Source organism: Paraburkholderia kirstenboschensis (assembly GCF_032806925.1).
Lineage (GTDB): Bacteria > Pseudomonadota > Gammaproteobacteria > Burkholderiales > Burkholderiaceae > Paraburkholderia > Paraburkholderia kirstenboschensis.
This window is the reverse complement of the sequence record NZ_CP136512.1, coordinates 1,569,505-1,586,331: the sequence shown is the minus strand read 5'-3', so window position 1 is coordinate 1,586,331 and position 16,827 is coordinate 1,569,505. Positions and strand designations below refer to the sequence as shown.

Sequence of the window (16,827 nt, the reverse complement as noted above, 5' to 3'; positions counted from 1 at the left end):
CCTGAGCCTCATCCAGCGTGGCATGCGCAATAACAGCGATTGCGCCGGTACGGTGTCCAGCCGCAGCTTGGCCGCTTCGTCGCCGTTGCACACAGCTTACAAAAAGTGGCTCACTCGTGGATGTTTTGCTCGCAATCCTCCCAGTACCGAAACGGATCGCGATGTTGTGGATAGTGCAAATCGAGCCACGCGGTCAGCATGGTCCAATCTGGATGGTTGGTACCAGTTCGGGCGGACCAGTTCGACGACCTCTGAAGAATCCGACCGTTCGCGCGATCGCGGACAACCAGGCTGCCTAGTCCGCTTGAACTGTTCGCCTGTGACTCAACCAGATACCGCGGCAAAATCCTGAGCTCAGCATCTTCGGCCCACCCGTAAAAGGCGCGGACCACGCCGGAAGGATCTCGCAGCTCGATGGGTCCATTTCCCGGGCGAACGGCGGTCCATCCTTCAGGAAACTCAGTGACAACTTCGCTCTTACCTTCCCTCACCCACTTCACGCGCCATGCCTTCGCCATCGACTCCCGAATGCGGGATACAGACTCGTAGCCAGCAGGCAGTTCGATCGCCATTGGAAGAGAAATGAGGTTGTCTTTCCAGAGTTTGGTCTCGTCGTCGACGCGCTTGACCACGTCGAACACCCCTGCTTCGAACGGGTTCTCGGGCCGGCTCGATGCGCTCACCTTTCCGGCAGGCAGTCCCTCGAAGAGGCGCTCAGCATCATGGCGGGTAAGTTTTGTCTTTCCTTTCTTCATTGGCTTCTCTGCAGCAAGGTTGTCGCGAACGCCTACGGTATAACGTCCGGGTATGGAGCGCTCCACATAGGATCAGAGGGTGTGTGTGCGGACCGGAAATTATAGGCCGCTCGCTAGCCCTCTCTTTTGCACTGCGGTTATCGAGAGAAGGAGACCCTAGAACCCGGGAACCAACACCGTATCCGACTTGAACGCACCTTCGGGCTAAGCGTGTTCAATGGCAGCTCCCACCATGCAACCGGCGTGAGAGCGTCACTGGAAACCGCACGAACCCTGTTTTGGAAGCGACTATGCGCCGCCCCAACTGCCACGCTGCTAGGCCCAGTACTTCATGGCTGTCCCAGACCACCTGGATAACGGCGCGGCGCCACAATGCGCTCGATTTGAATTATTTTCCAAGCGCCTGGTCGCGAATGAGTCGACGGCCGCTGCGAGCGCTTCGATATCGAATGGCTTGCGAAGAAAAACATTCCATAGTCCAGCTGTATCTTGCGGCGGCGATCGCGCCGACATCATGATGATGGGAATCAGGGCCAGCGCCGGATAGCACCGAAGCCGCTCACACAAGACGTTCCCATCCATGTGCGGCATGTTCCAGTCGGTAACGATTACATCAGGAAGACAACGACTTGCGATTTCCAGCGCCCGCTGTCCATCGTCGGCGAGTACAACGTGATGGCCTCGTCCCTCCAAAACAACTTGAAGAAGCCATAGCGAATCGGAATCGTCATCGACGATCAGGATGACAGACATAGCGAGAGCCCAGTTGCGCTCTTTATTTCCAGCAACGGCTATGCCATCCCGCTGGCCGCCGGCTGTCCCGTCATTGTGAAAGCGCACGACGCGCATCCCGGCGCGTCACAACTGATGGGCCGCGTGATTCAGCAAGCCGTCAGAGATTCGGGCCTGCACGAAGGAGTGTTTTTTCGGGTTCGCGGCGGCGGTAATGAAATTGGCGAGGCACTGGTCGATCACCCGCTCATCAAGGGTGTGACGCTCACAGGCTCGGAAGGCGGCGAAATGGGGCTATCCCGGCGCGCACAGCAACGTCCGGATCCGATCCCGGTTTTCACCGAAATGACGAGCGTCAATCCGACTTTCGTGCTCCCGGCTGCGCTTGCTGCGCGTGGCGCCGAGATCGGCCATGGTTTTATCGAGCGTAACTGATCGCGATCGCCGGGCAGTTTCGCGAGCAGCTCTCTGCAAGATACAGCTCGATCGAGTCGATCATCCGCTCGCCGCCAACCTGTTGCCCGTTCTTGAGCGCCGCACGGGACGCATCGTCATTAATGCGTTCGCGCATCCGCGAGAAGTGTCGTACGCATCGATTCATGGCGGACCATTTCCCGCGACGTCGGATAGCCGCTTCTTCTGCTACCAAGGCTTGCCGGATGAACTGCTGCCGGAAGCGTTGCAGCGTGACAATCCGCGCGGCATCTGGCGCCTCACCGATGGCCAACTGTCCCTGGGGGAGATCTCTCAAGACCTGGAGATCCCATCACCCGTGTGCGAATGTGACTCGATATGACTGACAAGAGCCCGGCGATCCAAATGTGCGGAAGTCGGCTAACCCGAATACCGTCGCTTCGATACAACAGCGACTCGAGCGGTGGGATAAAGCACGGAATCGTTGCGCCTTGCGGGCTGGGATATCACGAGAATTGTGGCGAATTTGTGGCGGATTACTTCAGAAAAACGCAAAGGTCCAATCCAGACCGGAAGTGAGGCGTGCTGCGCGGGCGGTTCTATACTCGTCACGCTGTTTTCTGACGCAGTTCCAACACGCTAGAGTTAATTCATGAAAAAGATTCGCATCGCCCTCGCTGTCTCCGTTGCGCTTGCTGCATCGGCCGCTCATGCACAGACCTCGGTTACGCTGTACGGCCTCATCGACGCCGGCATCACGTACACGAATAACGTCGGCGGAAGCGGCCGGGTCGCGCTGGCGAGCGGCAACATCAGCGGTAGCCGGTTCGGCCTGCGTGGCACGGAAGATCTCGGTGGTGGTCTCAAGGCCGTCTTCGTGCTTGAAAACGGTTTCAACGTCAATAACGGCACGCTCGGCCAGGGTGGCCGGATGTTTGGTCGTCAGGCGTATGTCGGCCTGAGCAGCAGCACTTTTGGTACGGTCACGTTGGGCCGCCAGTATGACTCCATGGTCGATTTCGTCGCGCCGCTGTCTGCCACGGCAGGCCCGTTCGGTGACTCGGGTTTTGCGCATCCGTATGACAACGACAACCTGCAGCATAGCGTTCGCTTCAATAACTCGGTCAAGTTCACCAGCCTCGACTATGCCGGCTTCAAGGCGGGTGGCATGTATGCGTTCAGCAACAGCCAGAGCGGCTTTGCTGTCAATCGTGCGTACAGCGCGGGCGCCAGCTACAAGTCCGGCGGCTTGAACGTGGCTGCCGCCTACTTGCAGGTCAATGGTTCGGGCGCTTCGAATCCGAATACCACGGGTGCCGCTGATCCAACCGAGTTCAAAGGTGGCCTGACGTCGGATGTGCAGCGTACCGCCGGCGCGGGCGTGAGTTACGGCTTCGGCCCTGCGACGGTCGGCTTTGTCTACACGCACAGCCAATATCAGAATACGAACGCGTTCGGGCTGAATAATGGCGGCGCTCATTTCGACAACTACGAACTCAATGGCAAGTACGCACTTACGCCAGCGCTCATGCTCGGCGTTTCTTATGCCTACACGGATGCGCATCTGAGTGGTGCAACGTCGTTCGGCGCCGATCCGAAGTGGAATCAGGTCAACGCGATTGCGCGCTACTCGCTGTCCACGCGTACAGAGCTGTATGCCGAGGCCATGTACCAGCATGCAACGGGCAACAAGAACGTCGCAGTCATGTACAACGCAGGCGGCGCTTCATCGACGGGCAATCAGGTCATGGGCTCGGTCGGTATATTGACGCGCTTCTGAAGAAGCCTGACGTAAAGGAGTTAGCGACTTTCTCCGCGTAGTATTTGAGCCCGTCCATATGGACGGGTTTTTTTCGACCAGGTGCAGGCGCGCGGGCGATATCGATGTCACACGTCTGCTCTTTCTCGAAATCGCCAACTGGCGCGTCACCGCTCGTCACAGATCTTCGTCATGCGGCCGTGTACGGCACGTTTGTGGCCGACCCAAGCCCTTGGATCACTTCCCTGGTCGACGCCCGGCGCGAACCATCGGTCGTCGTGTTATCACGCCCGCCGCGATCCGGCCTCAAATGGACCATGATCTGGAGGACGCTCAACCGAACGTCGCCATTGGTCCAGCGCGCGTCAACGGGGCCCTTCGAAGTCATCGGAAATCACTCGATACAGTTCATCATTCGCTCAACGCGATTCTGAATGCGCCTGCCTTTTGTCCGATATTCGTTTGGCATCCGCAAAGATTGTGGATTACGCTCCTCTTTGCTATGCGACATTAAAGCGTGGCTGACTCACGAAGTCACAATTTCGCGGACTTTCGTGCACCCCTTCTGCACGTGCCTGCCGACACCGAGCAAAACTACGGCTTGGTGAAGCGTTTCGCCAGTTAACTACTTGGCCAACGACGAGGCTTTCTCGCATCCTGTTCGCCAAAGCCAATAGCACCGACGGCCCTCTTTCTTTCATCGCTCGTTTTCGCAAACAGCGGCAGCTCTATTACTGCACCGATTCTCTAATTCCATTTCGTTTGAATTGGGCGCCTCATCCCGCCAGGCAATGGGCCCCTGCGCCGTGATGTTTCGCGCCTGATTCGGTGACAAGGAGATTATCGTGAAGATCAAACAATTCAGCATTCTGTCTGCAACCGCCGTGGCGCTTCTCTTGCTCAGCGGCGCCGCGCAGGCCGGCGGTCCCGGTGATCACGACGGACACGACGGACACGACGGACATGACGGACGCGGCGGCTCACGCGGCCTTTGTTCGAACGCAACGCTCAAAGGACCGTATGCATTCACCGGTCATGGAGAAATCATCGGATTGATAGGACCGAACAATAAAGTTGCTCCCTATGCCTCCACGTCGATTCTCGATGACGTCGCCCTCGTGACCTTCGATGGCATGGGCAGCTTCACGCGCACCGACTTCGGCATGATCGGCGGGCTGCCGAAAGGAGGCCTGACGACGTTCAATCCGAACCAGATCGGAACATACTCAGTGAACTCCGATTGCACCGGCACCATGAAAATCACTTATACCGCCGGGGGAGCCGTGCCGGCGGGTGTCGAAACCGACCTGAACATGGTCATCGCTGCGGATGGGACGCTCGTCGAATCCGTTGTTTACAGGGCGGTCACTGTCTCTGGCATGAGCGGAGACGGCTCGGTAACGTGCCCGCAATATTGCGAGCAGGCTGTGCAAGAAAATTTCGAGGGGAAGAAGATCGTTGTGTACGGCTTCCGCTAATCGGGTTCGAGATGGGGCTCACGCTCGCTGAGGCGCTTGCCATGAGCGGCGCTGAGCCCGACCGGCCGAAAGTTCGTGGTCCTTTAATTCCGGCGCCGTCTGCCTGACGATACGGTCGCTTGCCCGAGTTCTCGCGAAGGCCGCCCGTGCTCGCGATGCCGGTGGACATCAAGGCCATCAACATGATCACGACTGCTTTGGGAGGCCGAACGCCGTCAGCTTCGACGGTTTGCACGAACAAGACGTAGCTCGATGTATCGCTTCTACTTCGTGTCCCAACATCGCGCCAACGATACTGCGTGTGCTCGGGCTCGATCCGAAGCTGCTCAACGCAGTGGTACTGGAGGGCACGCAGCCGTTGCCGGGTTTCGACGCACGAAGGTTCTAGACGGCTCAGGCAGATGCTCAAGACTTATGCACGACGCGATCTCGCTACCCTGCCGTACAAAATCCTCTTGAACGCGGACGGGCGACGCTCAGCGCTCCGCGAACATCAGCAACGGCTTGGCGTCGTGTGCGGCGCGCTCGGCGGCTGTGAAGGCTTCCTGTGCACGATCAAGGCGGTAGCGGTGAGCTGCGGGCGGCTTCAAGGATCCATCGGCGATACGATCGAGCAGACTGCGCAGCGTCTGGCTGCCTTCATTCACCCCCTTGCGTGCGAGCCACGAGAAGATAAACCAGCCGCGTACCTCGGCAGCTGAGTAGACAAGCGCAGGCGCGAAAATCGGCATCTCGAACGCCGCCTGGTCGGTCTGGCGATGCGACGACAAGGCTCCATACACAAGCAGGCGTCCGTTCGGGGCCAGCTGACGCGCAAGCGCGGCGCCCGTGCGGCCGGCGACGCAGTCAATCGCGCTCACGATGCCATTGCCGCCAGTGGCATTGGCCAGCTGCTCGGGCCAGCGTTCGTCAGCCGTGCTTAGCACGACGTCGCCGCCAAGCGCCTGAATCTCGGCGACCTGCTCGTCACGGCGTACAAGGTTGATGGTACGGAACCCCTGCGCTTTCGCAATCTGCAATACGAGGCGACCGACCGTCGACCCTGCCGCGCTCTGGACCAGCCAGTCGCCCCGTTCGAGCTGGTGCTCGCACATCGTCATTGCCCAGGCCGTCATCGGGTTGATCAAAGCCTGTGCGGCGTCCTCATCGGAAATCGCCGTCGGTACGGATATCGCGCGATCGGCTGGACTGATGACCTGCTCTCTCCAGGTTCCCGGCACATCCAGCAAGACAACGCGCTCTCCCACCCGGGCGCGTGGCACGTCGCTGCCGACGGAGTCGATGATTCCAACACCCTCGGACCCGGGCGACGCTGGCAGTTCAGGCTGACGGTGACGGGCGAAACGTCCACGAATGACGTGCAGGTCAGACGGGTGCACGGGCGCCAGGAGCATCTTTACGCGGACTTCAGCGGGACCGGGCGTGGGCTCTGGCACATCACAGCAGCGAACCACCTCTGACGGATCACCATTGCGTTCAATTATCAAAGCCTTCATGCGCCTTCTCCTTCGCTTCAACTAGCTCGGGTTATGACCGTCGTTACGTATCCATCAGGCTATTAAGACGGTACGTCAGAGAGAGACATCCAGACGACTGGGAGAGACAGCGGTGAAAGCCGGGCTTTCACCGCTGCCGGTCCAGTGCAACCTCTGAACAGCTTCAGACCTGACTGCGCCATTCAACCTTCGCTCGGGTCATACGGCGACGCCCGGTTTTCAAGCTTCCATTTCTTCTCAGCTACGGTATCGGGACGAGGTGGGCGAATGCCATCGATCAACCACAGCTGTTGCGGCGTTTCGCCGACATGCAGTTCGTAGTGGTAGCCCCGCTCCTGGACGAATGGCGCAATGGCCGCGTTCGCCTTGCGCAGCCATGACTCCGTCCACACGACGTCGTTGGCGATATGTCTGGCGAAATGATCGAGTCGGATTCTGACGAAATCGCCTCGCGATTCGCCTCCATGAAAAACGAGTCTTTCGGCTGTTCATGAAACAGAACGCCAACGTAGAAGGGAGGAATAATGTAAATACCGGTGATTCGTTTCGCCATCTCCTGCTTGTCTTCAGCCGAGTAGGCACCGGGGGGATGATAGATATTCCACAAAGGCATTTTTGTCTCCATGCATCAATAGATGCCGCGTTTCTTATGTCAGAACATCCAGGTCTCTTGAAAGACAAGATGAACCAGACATGAGTGACGCGGCGTTACAGATAGCCCAAGGATAGGCTACCGTTTGAAATCAATGCTTTCGCAACGCAGCATTGATTGCGACTCATCGCACAGAAGTACGATCACATCGTCGTTCCCGTTCTATTGGCGACGGGAAAGGCCGAGTATGCTGCGAGCCTCGTCAGGTGTTGCCACCTTCCCGCCGATGCTTTTGACAATACTGACCGCGCGCTTGACCAGCGACGCGTTGCCCGGCGCGAGTTGCCCTTTCGCAAGATAAAGGTTGTCCTCCAGGCCGACGCGGACGTGCCCGCCGAGAATCACGCTTTGCGCCACCATCGGGAATTGGGCGCGCGAGATGCCGAACGCGGACCAGCGGGCGTTCTCGGGTAGATAGCGTTTCATCTGCAGAAGGCTCTCCGTGTCGGCAGACGCGCCCCAGGGCACGCCAAGACACAACTGGAACAGCGGAGCCTGCAGAATGCTCTGCGTTTCGATCAGGTGGCGCGCAAGTCGCACGTGGCCGAGATCGAACACCTCGAGTTCCGGCTTCACGCCTGCTTCTTCGATCAGGGTTGCCATCGTGATCAGATGGTCCGGAACGTTCACGAATGCGCGACTGCCGAAGTTCATGGTCGCGATGTCCAGGGTACAGATTTCCGGACGCAACTCGAGCACATGCCTCACGCGCGCCTCTGGGGTCATCATCGTACTCAGTTCGCTTCCCCGATTCGGGTCTTCGTCGCTGGGAACAAAACGTGCGCCTGGGCCCGTCGTCAGATTGATCAATATCGGGCACCCGCTATCGCGGATGCGCGAAACGACTTCTCCGTAGAGCGCCAATTCAGTGCTCGGAACGCCAGTCCTGGGATCGCGAACGTGAATGTGCGCGATGCTCGCACCGGCTTCACATGCAGCTATGGCCTCATTGGCGATCTGCTCGGGCGTCACCGGCACTGCAGGGTTAAGCCGCGGTGTATCGTCACTTCCTGTGAGTGCACAACTGATAATCGTCTTGCTTGTCATGATGTTCGTTCAAAGGAGATAGAAATCAGGCGCCGCCGTCCCGCGCTCAGGCCGCCCGCGCGGGGCCGAACGGTGCCGCACCAACTGGCGCAACTCGGATCAGCTTTTTGTTGACGAACTCGTCGAAGCCCAGTTGAGAAAGCTCCCGGCCAAAACCCGAGCGCTTGACACCGCCGAACGGCAGTTCCGCCGCCGTGCCGAACGGCTGATTGATGAACACCATGCCGCTGTCGATTTGCGCGGCGACACGCTCGCCGCGCTCGGTATCCGCGGTGAACACCGACGCACCGAGACCGTACGGCGTGCCATTGGCGAGCGCGATTGCGGCGGCTTCGTCCTCGACAATGTGGAAGGCGGCAACCGGGCCGAACAACTCTTCGGCGAAGACGGGATTCTGTGGCGAGATGTCGGTCAGGACGGTCGGTTGCAAAAAGAAGCCCGGGCGCTCGACGCGCTTTCCACCGCATACGATGCGTGCGCCGTGCGAAGCCGCGCGATCGATCTGCTCAAGCAGCAGCTTCAACGCACGCTCCGACGAAAGTGGGGCGACAGCGGTCGCCGGATCCGCTGGATCGCCCATCGCAAGCGCTGCCATCTGCGTGGCAAAGCCTTTGAGGAAAGCGTCGCCGCGCGTCTTGCCGACCACGATGATTCGCTTGGAACCTACGCAGCACTGACCTGCATTGAGCATGCGGCCCGCGACCGCGCTTTGGATCGCCCAATCGAGCGGCGCATCTTCAAGCACGATGAACGGGTCGCTGCCGCCCAGTTCGAGCACGACCTTCTTCAGATTGCGGCCGGCGCGCTCGGCGACGGCGGCGCCGGCACGCTCGCTGCCGGTCAGTGTCACGCCCTGGACGCGCGGATCATCGATGACGCGGCCGGCCTGGTCGATCGAGATAAACAGATTCGTATAGACGCCTTCGGGCGCTCCTGCTTCCTCGAACAACCGGGCAAAGGCCAACGCGGATTGCGGCACGCTTTCGGCATGCTTGAGCAGCAGGACGTTGCCGACCATCAGTTGCGGCCCGGCCACCCGCGCGATCTGGTAGTACGGAAAGTTCCACGGCTCGATGCCGAAGAGCACGCCGATCGGCTCGATATGCACGGCTGCGCCGGGCGCTTCCGCGAGCGGGCGCGGTTGGAGATACGCGTTCGCATGCTTTGCGTAGTAGTCGAGAATGTTCGCCGACGATTCCACTTCCTTGCGCGCTTCGCCGCTGCGTTTGCCCATTTCCAGCGTCAGATAGCCTGCGTATTCCTCGGCCCTCTCGCGCAACAGCGCTGCCGCGCGCGACACAATGCGCGCCCGATCGCTGACGGGACGGCGCCGCCAGTCAGTTTCGAAAGCGCGCTGCGCAGCAGCGAGCTTCGTTTCAAGCAACTCGTCGGAGATGTCGTCGTAAGTGGCGAGCAGTTCGCCGGTTGCAGGATTGGTCGTCGTGTATGGCATGAAGTTCTCCGCGAAAGGTTGGCATCGGGTCATCGCATTGGCTCATGCTAACACCGTTAACACCACTGTTGACCAACTTTTTGTGGCCAGGAAAAACCCTCATTGATGTTTATGTTAACGCCGTTATCATAGTGACATATCTTCTTTCAACTAGGGGAAGCGAAAATGGCGAAGGGATATTGGGTGGCAGCGTATCGGGCGGTCCATGACGCAGGCAAGCTCGCCGCGTACGGCGTCCTCGCAACACAAGTGGTGAAAGCCGCGGGCGGCAAATTTCTGGTGCGGGGCGGCGAAGTCGTTGCGTTCCAGGCTGGTCTCAAGGAAAGGACCGTCGTGGTCGAATTCCCGAGCTTCGAGCAGGCGCTCACCACGTTTCAGAGTGAGGCTTATCAGGAAGCGCTGGCGGTACTGGGGGACGGCGCAGAAAGGGACGCACGGGTCGTTGCAGGCGTCGATGATTCAAACGCTGCCGCGTAGCTACCGATGCCGTAGTCTGCAATCACCGCTCGGCCTCGATCGACCCAAATGTTATCGGAATTAACATGCAGGTTGAAGAGTATCTGTACCTGACGAAACGGAGCAGAAATGGACGAATCAATTGTTCAGAAGGAAATCAAAGGCGACGTGACCGTCGTTACGATGAACCGTCGCCCGCACAACCTGATGGGTCCGACGCTGTATCGTGCGCTACTGGACGAATTCGATGAGGCAGTGAAACGCGGCTCGCGAGCGATCCTGCTGCGCAGTGGTCTACGGCACTTCTCAGCCGGCGCTGAGGTCGCGCTTTTCCCGGATCGCATTGCCACGCAAGGTAAAGCGCTGATGGATCCGCTCGAGGTGCTGCGGGGCTTCGAGACTCTGCCAATCCCGATCGTTGTCGCGGTGAACGGCACCTGCCTTGGCGGCGGATTCGAAGTGGCGCTGGCCTGTGACTTCAGCGTCGTCGCCGAATCGGCCAAGATCGGCTCGGTTGAGGTCGCACTCGGTTTGCATCCTCTGCTCGGCGGCATTCAGCGTCAGGTGATGCGAGCCGGTCCAGCACGCGCAAAAGAACTCGCGTTGCTCGGCCGCCGTTACGACGCGGCCACGCTGGAACGCTGGGGTTTGATCAATCTCGTTGTGCCCGACGACAAGCTCGATGAAGTGGCGCTGTCGGTTGCGCAGGAACTGGCCGCAGGTCCGACCATCGCGCATGCCGCCACCAAACAACTCGTGCGTGTCACGGTCAACGAGGGGGTGGCTGCTGCCGATGAGGCGATGTTCGAACTGCAAAAGCCGATCTGGGCATCGCAGGATCTCAAACGTGGACTGGAGGCCTTCGATAAGGCTGGCCCCGGTACTGCCGTTTTCCAAGGGAATTGACATGGCCGGACCGCTCGAAGGACTCAAGGTCGTCGATTTTTCCCGCGTGCTGGCCGGTCCGCTGTGCGCGCGGACGCTAGCCGATCTTGGTGCAGACGTGATCAAGATCGAGCCGCCGCGGCCCGACGTCTCGCGTGCTGCATTCCCGAATCGCGACGGCATGTCCGGCTATTACGCTCAACAGAATAGCGGCAAGCGCAACATCAGCATCGACTTGAACGTGCCAGGCGCACGTGAGTTCGTGCTACGCCTGTGCGACGAAGCTGACATCATCGTCGAAAACTTTCGGGCAGGTACGCTCAAGGGCTTTGGACTCGACTACGACACGCTTTCACTGCGCAATCCAAAGCTGGTTTACGTATCCATCACAGGCTATGGCCAGCGCGGCCCGTGGGCTTCGCGCATGGCCTATGCGCCGACCGTGCAGGCCGAAACGGGATTCACGCACAACACGCTTCGACATTTCGACAGTGCGAGGGACGGCCGCCGATGGACCGATCCCCTGTCGCACGCGGATGTCTATGCGGGACTGCAAGCGACCATCGCCGTGCTCGCGGCAGTGCGCAAGCGTGAAGTCACCGGGCGCGGCCAATACATCGACGTCGCCATGGCGGCCGTGATGTTGTCGATCAACGAGCGCGCTCACCTTGATCTCGCGGGTGTCGATACGGGCGCCGAGCCGGGCATTCTCGGTGCCGCCGACGGACCACATTTCGTCGGTCCTGGTGGCGAAGAGTTTGTCGCGGCGCAAAGCATCGTCGGCAGCAACACGTTTCCAAATTACTTGCGCGCAATGCGCCGTATGGACCTTGCGCAGGATCCGCGTTTCAGCACCGCTGAGCGCCGCCTGCTGAACTACAAGGTACTGCACGCAGTGATCCAGACGTGGATGCTGTCGTTCCGCGATCTCAAGACGCTCGATGCGCAACTCGACGAGGCCAAGATCGCCATTGGCCAGATTCGTACGCTGAAGGAGTTGGCCGGGACTGATTGGGCCAGACAATGGGGTGCGGTGCACGAGATCACAGATCGCCGCGGCGGCTCGTATCTGATTCACGGCTATCCGTGGCACTTTTCAGACGATGAGCTTGAAATGCGCGACGCTCCCGCGTTTCGCGGCGAGCACAACGAGCAGGTGTTCCGCGAAGCGGGCCTGGCGGATTCCGAAATCCGCAATGCGATCGATACCGGCATTCTGGTCGGCGGACCACCATCGACCACCAACACTATCGTTGCCGTCCCTGCGGAAGCGAGTGTGTCGCAGAAGTGACGGAGGATCTTCGATCGTGGGCCTTCTCAGCGGTAAGTCGCTAGTGCTCGGCGTGCCGTTGATCAGTTGCGCCGCTAACGTCGCCGGCTTCGTTGCGCCTTTTCTGATCGGGTATGTCCGCGGCACAACGAGAACTTGCGCGAGCGTGTTCAGCGGGCGCGAGGTACTTGCGCGAGCGCGTGCGCTGAGCACCGAAAGGCAGCTTTGCGCTCCGAACTCCAGGGGCAGCCACGCAAGCGATGTAGCCTCACGCCCAGCCGCGCCACCGAGCCGCTAGAATGCGTGTAGTAACACGCGCCCGTTTAGCGCGCGTTCGCGATATTGCGAGCCTCTGTGCGCAGATTTTATAATCGATTCCTTATTTTGCTCCACGAACGAAGGCCACGTGAGTCCTAAGTCATCTATTGCGAAGAATGCGGACTACCACCATGGGAATCTGCGCAACGCCCTCATTGAAGCGGGGCGCAACGCGCTCATGGATCTATCAGCACAAGACTTGAGCCTGCGTTACCTCGCGCGCATGGTGGGCGTATCAGAAGCCGCGCCCTCGCGACATTTTTCGGGTATCGACGAATTGCTGGCCACGATTGCGGCGAGTGGTTATCGTGACCTCGCTGCGCTGCGCGTCGCGATCCGTGACAGTGAGGATACGGCGCTTGCCAAAGCTTATCGGATGATGCGGGTGTATGTTGAGTTCGCGCAGCGCCACAATGGCCTGTTCGGCCTGATGATCGGGCCTCGCATCGTGGCGCATCAAGCGTATCCAGAACTGATCGAGGAAAGTAACAGGTCTTTCGGGTTGTTTTCCGAGACCATTGAGGCGCTGGCCCTCGAGACTGGATGGACCCAGGCCGATCTCAAGCTGGTGACCCATGCCGCGTGGAGCATGGAACATGGTCTCGCCACGCTGGTCCTGGCCAACCGCGCGCCGCGGGCGGACGCCAAAGTCGCGATGCCGAAGTTGATCGATTTTGTCTTGATGACCTTGCTTAGCGCGATCGCGGCCGGTCCCGATCATCTTCAGCGCGTGATCCAGCAATGCGCAGCGTCGGGGAAGCCAGTGGGTACGCGCACGGCTCGCAAGCGCGCCAAAGCGTAGCCGTCGTCGCTGTCGAAGTGGCGGTCCGGGTGTGAATAGACTGAACCGGAGCGGCCTTTGCAACATCGACGAGCCAGAATCAGATCGTTCCGAACAACGCCCTCGGCCGATCTCTTAGCGTGCCCGCCAGCAACCGCAGCGCGCTCACGAGCTGATCGCGGCTCGATGCACACGCGAGATTGATACGCACGCCGTGCTCGATTTCCGAACGATCCACCGCGAACGCCGACGACGGCATGACCACCACGCCGCGCGCCTTCGCGTTGGCGGCGAAATCATCGGCCCGCCAGGGCGGCGGCAGCTTGAGCCAGACGAACATGCAGGCGGGATCGGTCTGTAACAACGACTGCGGCAACAACTCCCGCGCGAGCGCCTGACGCGCGCGAATCTCCGCGAGCTGCGCATCCATGATGTGGCGCGCGGTACCGTCCTCGATCCAGATCGACGCGATCAGCATCGACATCGGCGCGGGCATCCACGCGGTCGTGCGCACGGCTTCTGCGCACAGCGCGGAACTGTCGGGCGGACTCGCCAGATAGCCGAGCCGCAGCCCGGGCGCGAGAATCTTCGACGTCGCGGCGATATGGAAGGTCAGCTCCGGACACAGACTCGCGAGCGTCGGCAGACGCTGAGACACCAGTGGTCCATATACGTCGTCTTCGATGATCGCGACACCGTGCCTGCGCGCGATGTCGACGAGCGCCATCCGGCGTTCGAGACTCATCGTCGTGACAGTCGGATTCTGCAGATTGGGCACCGTGAAGATCGCCTTCACCGGCATGCGTCGGCATGCGGCGTCGACTTCATCTGTCAGCAGGCCGTCGGCGTCGCTCGGAATGCCGACGATCTCGAACTGGAACACGGGCGCAAGCGCTTTCAGCCCGTAGTACGTGAGCCGGTCGGCGAGGATCACGCCGTCCGTGCCGATCAGACTGTTCAGCACGGCATACAGGCCGTGCTGCGCGCCGCTCGTGACGACCACGTGCCCGGCATCCGGCGTAAATCCAGGCGCTGCCATCCAGCGCGCGCCAGCCGCGCGCGCCCACTCGGGGCCTTGTGGCGGCTGGTATTCCTGCAATTGCGCATAGCGTGGATCGCGCGGCAACTCGGCGAGCGTGCGCGCCAGACACTCCAGAAATTCGCCCGTGGCCGGCCGGTTCACCGTCAGGTCGATGGCGGCATTGTTCGCCGCGCGGGCCGGTTCGACGCTTGGCATCGCGCCGCCCGTCACTAGCGAGCCGCGTCGCTTGCTGCCGATCACCAGCCCGCGCAACTGCAACTCCTTGTAGGCACGCGACACCGTCGACACGTTGATGCCCAGTTCGGTCGCCAGTTGCCGCTGCGGCGGCAGACGGCTGCCGGGCGGATAGATGCCGCTGCGGATTTCGCTCTCGATCGAGCTCGACACTTCGATGTAGGTCGAGCGCTTCGCCTGCTCCGGCGTGCCGTTGGCCGCGCGGGCTGCCTCTTTGCCAGAAGTCATAAGATCGACTGTCTCCATACAAACCGGCTTTGTCCGCAATTGTGCGGAGGTGTGGCGATTCTATACCAGACTCGCCCGAGCGTAAGCCTTCCTGACGATCGGACGCAGCTATGGGCTCGTGGCGAAGACTGTGCCCGACACCATCCAGGGAAAATGCCAGGACCACACAACAAGCGTTTTAATTGCACACAAAAATTATTGTGTGATTCTAGATACCAGAGTTTGTCTGGTGTCGGGCGTGTCGCGATGCCGCCAGGCATTGTTCAGGAATCAGCCAGCAGGAGTGTTCGAATGCGTGCTCCACAGTCCACGGTTTCCGACGCTACGCCCAAACTCGGCGCGGCTTTACGTCAGCGGCACGTCACGATGATCGCGCTCGGTCTCGCGGTGGCGTCGGCGGCATACTGCTGCTGGCAAAGCGTGTAACCGACGGCGGCACCGCGACGGGCTACCTGTCGCCGATCGGTGAACAGGCGATGGAAGGGCACAAGTAATGTCGGAGATCGCCATCGTCGGCGCGGGATTCATCGGCCTTGCCAGCGCTGCTTCGTTGATGCGCGACGGGCATCGGGTCACGCTGTTCGATCCGTCCGGCGTCGGACAGGGCGCATCGTTCGGCAACGCAGGGACGTTCGCGCATTACGCGTGCATTCCGGTGAACAACCCGTCTGTGTTCCGTGATCTGCCGCGCTACCTGTTTTCGGGCGACAGCCCGTTCAGGCTGCGCTATCAGTACCTGCCGCACCTGGTGCCGTGGCTCGCGCGCTTCATGATGAGTTCACTGCCGCGCCGCTATGAGGCGAGCGCGGCCGCGCTCGCTGCGCTGCTCGCGCAAGCGCAAGAAGGCTATGCACCGTTGCTGGCGAACGCCGAACTCGCGCGTTTTGTGCGGTCGCGTGAATGCCTGTATCTCTACTCCAACGCAGCTTCGTTCGACGCGGCGCGTCCCGCGCTCGATCTACGCAAGAAGCTCGGTGTCATCTTCGACGTGCTGGGCCGCAACGAGATTCGCGCGCTCGAACCATCGCTGGCGCCGATTTTCGAGCGCGGCGTGCTGTTCAGCGACAGCTGGCATTTCTCGGATCCGCAAGGCTTCCTGCAAGCGCTTTTTGAGCAACTGGCGGTGCAAGGACTGACGCTGGAGCGTTCGACTGTCAGCGCAGTGGAGCCTTCCGGCGATGGCGCGAGCGTGACGGCCGATGGGGTCACGCGGCGCTTTGGCCATGTGGTCATCGCTACGGGCGCGCGCTCCGCGAAGTTCGCGCGGCAATGCGGCGATGTCGTGCCGCTCGATACCGAGCGCGGCTATCACGTGCGTTATCCGGGCGCGCAGCAACTCATTTCGCGGCCTGTCGGCTGGGCCGAGCGGGGCTTTTACATGACGCCGATGAGCGACGGTATCCGCGTCGCGGGAACCGTCGAATTGGGCGGCTTCAGCGACACGCGCAACCGCTCGCTGCTCGACCTGTTGACGTTTTCATCGCGACGCGCGTTGCCCGGGCTCGAAACGCCGGACAACAGTTGGCTCGGCTTTCGTCCGACCTTGCCCGACGGTGTGCCGGTGCTCGCGCGTTCACGTGCAAGCGAGCGTGTGATCTATGCATTCGGTCACCAGCATCTTGGGCTCACGCTGGCCGGCGTGAGCGGGCGGATCGTCGCGGACCTCGTTGCGCGTCGTGCGCCTCCGCTCGATCTTGCGCCGTATGCGGCGACGCGTTTTGGTGTTTAGCAAAGGACAAAACTGCGAACAACTCAACGGACGCAGCAGCGCCAGGTTCCAGTTTCATTGACCCATACGTGGGACGGTTTCGAAGCGTCGCGCATCGA

At 60.6% G+C, this 16,827-nt stretch carries 16 protein-coding genes and 1 pseudogene; 10 read left to right on the top strand and 7 right to left on the bottom strand.

The window, feature by feature from the left end:
- Positions 1–110: 110 nt before the first annotated feature.
- Together RW095_RS15900 and RW095_RS15895 are read right to left on the bottom strand one after the other, a co-directional pair.
- Positions 111–755, bottom strand: a complete 645-nt coding sequence (locus RW095_RS15900; protein ID WP_317016858.1) for a hypothetical protein — start codon at positions 753–755, stop codon at positions 111–113.
- A gap of 315 nt (positions 756–1,070) precedes the next feature.
- Complete coding sequence (locus RW095_RS15895; RefSeq protein ID WP_317016857.1) at positions 1,071–1,595, bottom strand: response regulator; 525 nt, start codon at positions 1,593–1,595, stop codon at positions 1,071–1,073.
- Between RW095_RS15895 and RW095_RS15890 the strand changes: the two genes are divergently transcribed.
- The 4 genes from RW095_RS15890 to RW095_RS15875 all read left to right on the top strand — a co-directional run bounded on the left by RW095_RS15890 (position 1,584) and on the right by RW095_RS15875 (position 5,138).
- Entirely contained in the window at positions 1,584–1,922 is a 339-nt protein-coding gene (locus RW095_RS15890; protein ID WP_317016855.1) for an aldehyde dehydrogenase family protein, read from the top strand. The genes RW095_RS15895 and RW095_RS15890 overlap by 12 nt on opposite strands.
- Positions 1,900–2,283 (top strand): hypothetical protein, encoded by a 384-nt coding sequence (locus RW095_RS15885; RefSeq protein ID WP_317016854.1) that lies wholly within the window; start codon positions 1,900–1,902, stop codon positions 2,281–2,283. The genes RW095_RS15890 and RW095_RS15885 overlap by 23 nt, the downstream gene beginning before the upstream one ends.
- Before the next feature lie 270 nt (positions 2,284–2,553).
- Complete coding sequence (locus tag RW095_RS15880) at positions 2,554–3,681, top strand: porin (protein ID WP_317016853.1); 1,128 nt, start codon at positions 2,554–2,556, stop codon at positions 3,679–3,681.
- 824 nt (positions 3,682–4,505) lie between these two features.
- A complete protein-coding gene (locus RW095_RS15875; protein WP_317016852.1) occupies positions 4,506–5,138 on the top strand; it encodes a hypothetical protein in 633 nt (210 codons plus the stop codon).
- Between the two features lie 476 nt (positions 5,139–5,614).
- On the opposite strand, the gene RW095_RS15870 is transcribed toward RW095_RS15875, so the two are convergent.
- The 4 genes and pseudogenes from RW095_RS15870 to RW095_RS15855 form a co-directional block, all read right to left on the bottom strand.
- Positions 5,615–6,634, bottom strand: coding sequence for a zinc-dependent alcohol dehydrogenase family protein (locus tag RW095_RS15870; protein WP_317016850.1), 1,020 nt, complete (start codon positions 6,632–6,634; stop codon positions 5,615–5,617).
- 182 nt (positions 6,635–6,816) lie between these two features.
- Positions 6,817–7,187 (bottom strand): annotated as a pseudogene (locus tag RW095_RS15865) (tautomerase family protein).
- 261 nt (positions 7,188–7,448) lie between these two features.
- Positions 7,449–8,333 (bottom strand): BKACE family enzyme, encoded by an 885-nt coding sequence (locus RW095_RS15860; RefSeq protein WP_317016849.1) that lies wholly within the window; start codon positions 8,331–8,333, stop codon positions 7,449–7,451.
- A gap of 46 nt (positions 8,334–8,379) precedes the next feature.
- The gene (locus tag RW095_RS15855; RefSeq protein ID WP_317016847.1) at positions 8,380–9,786 is read right to left on the bottom strand and encodes an NAD-dependent succinate-semialdehyde dehydrogenase; all 1,407 of its coding nucleotides are present in this window, start codon (positions 9,784–9,786) and stop codon (positions 8,380–8,382) included.
- Between the two features lie 165 nt (positions 9,787–9,951).
- On the opposite strand from RW095_RS15855, the gene RW095_RS15850 reads away from it, so the two are divergent.
- The 4 genes from RW095_RS15850 (at position 9,952) to RW095_RS15835 (ending at position 13,517) form a co-directional block, all read left to right on the top strand.
- On the top strand, positions 9,952–10,263 hold the full coding sequence (locus RW095_RS15850; RefSeq protein WP_317016846.1) for a DUF1330 domain-containing protein: 312 nt from the start codon (positions 9,952–9,954) through the stop codon (positions 10,261–10,263).
- A gap of 108 nt (positions 10,264–10,371) precedes the next feature.
- On the top strand, positions 10,372–11,148 hold the full coding sequence (locus RW095_RS15845) for an enoyl-CoA hydratase/isomerase family protein (RefSeq protein ID WP_317016845.1): 777 nt from the start codon (positions 10,372–10,374) through the stop codon (positions 11,146–11,148).
- Position 11,149: 1 nt separating this feature from the next.
- Entirely contained in the window at positions 11,150–12,418 is a 1,269-nt protein-coding gene (locus RW095_RS15840) for a CaiB/BaiF CoA transferase family protein (RefSeq protein ID WP_317016844.1), read from the top strand.
- Between the two features lie 475 nt (positions 12,419–12,893).
- A complete protein-coding gene (locus RW095_RS15835) occupies positions 12,894–13,517 on the top strand; it encodes a TetR-like C-terminal domain-containing protein (RefSeq protein WP_317016842.1) in 624 nt (207 codons plus the stop codon).
- 79 nt (positions 13,518–13,596) lie between these two features.
- On the opposite strand, the gene RW095_RS15830 is transcribed toward RW095_RS15835, so the two are convergent.
- Positions 13,597–15,000 (bottom strand): aminotransferase-like domain-containing protein, encoded by a 1,404-nt coding sequence (locus RW095_RS15830; protein ID WP_317016841.1) that lies wholly within the window; start codon positions 14,998–15,000, stop codon positions 13,597–13,599.
- 291 nt (positions 15,001–15,291) lie between these two features.
- On the opposite strand from RW095_RS15830, the gene RW095_RS15825 reads away from it, so the two are divergent.
- Both RW095_RS15825 and RW095_RS15820 read left to right on the top strand, forming a co-directional pair.
- On the top strand, positions 15,292–15,426 hold the full coding sequence (locus RW095_RS15825) for a hypothetical protein (protein ID WP_317016840.1): 135 nt from the start codon (positions 15,292–15,294) through the stop codon (positions 15,424–15,426).
- 67 nt (positions 15,427–15,493) lie between these two features.
- Entirely contained in the window at positions 15,494–16,729 is a 1,236-nt protein-coding gene (locus tag RW095_RS15820; RefSeq protein WP_317016839.1) for an NAD(P)/FAD-dependent oxidoreductase, read from the top strand.
- Positions 16,730–16,827: the final 98 nt, after the last annotated feature.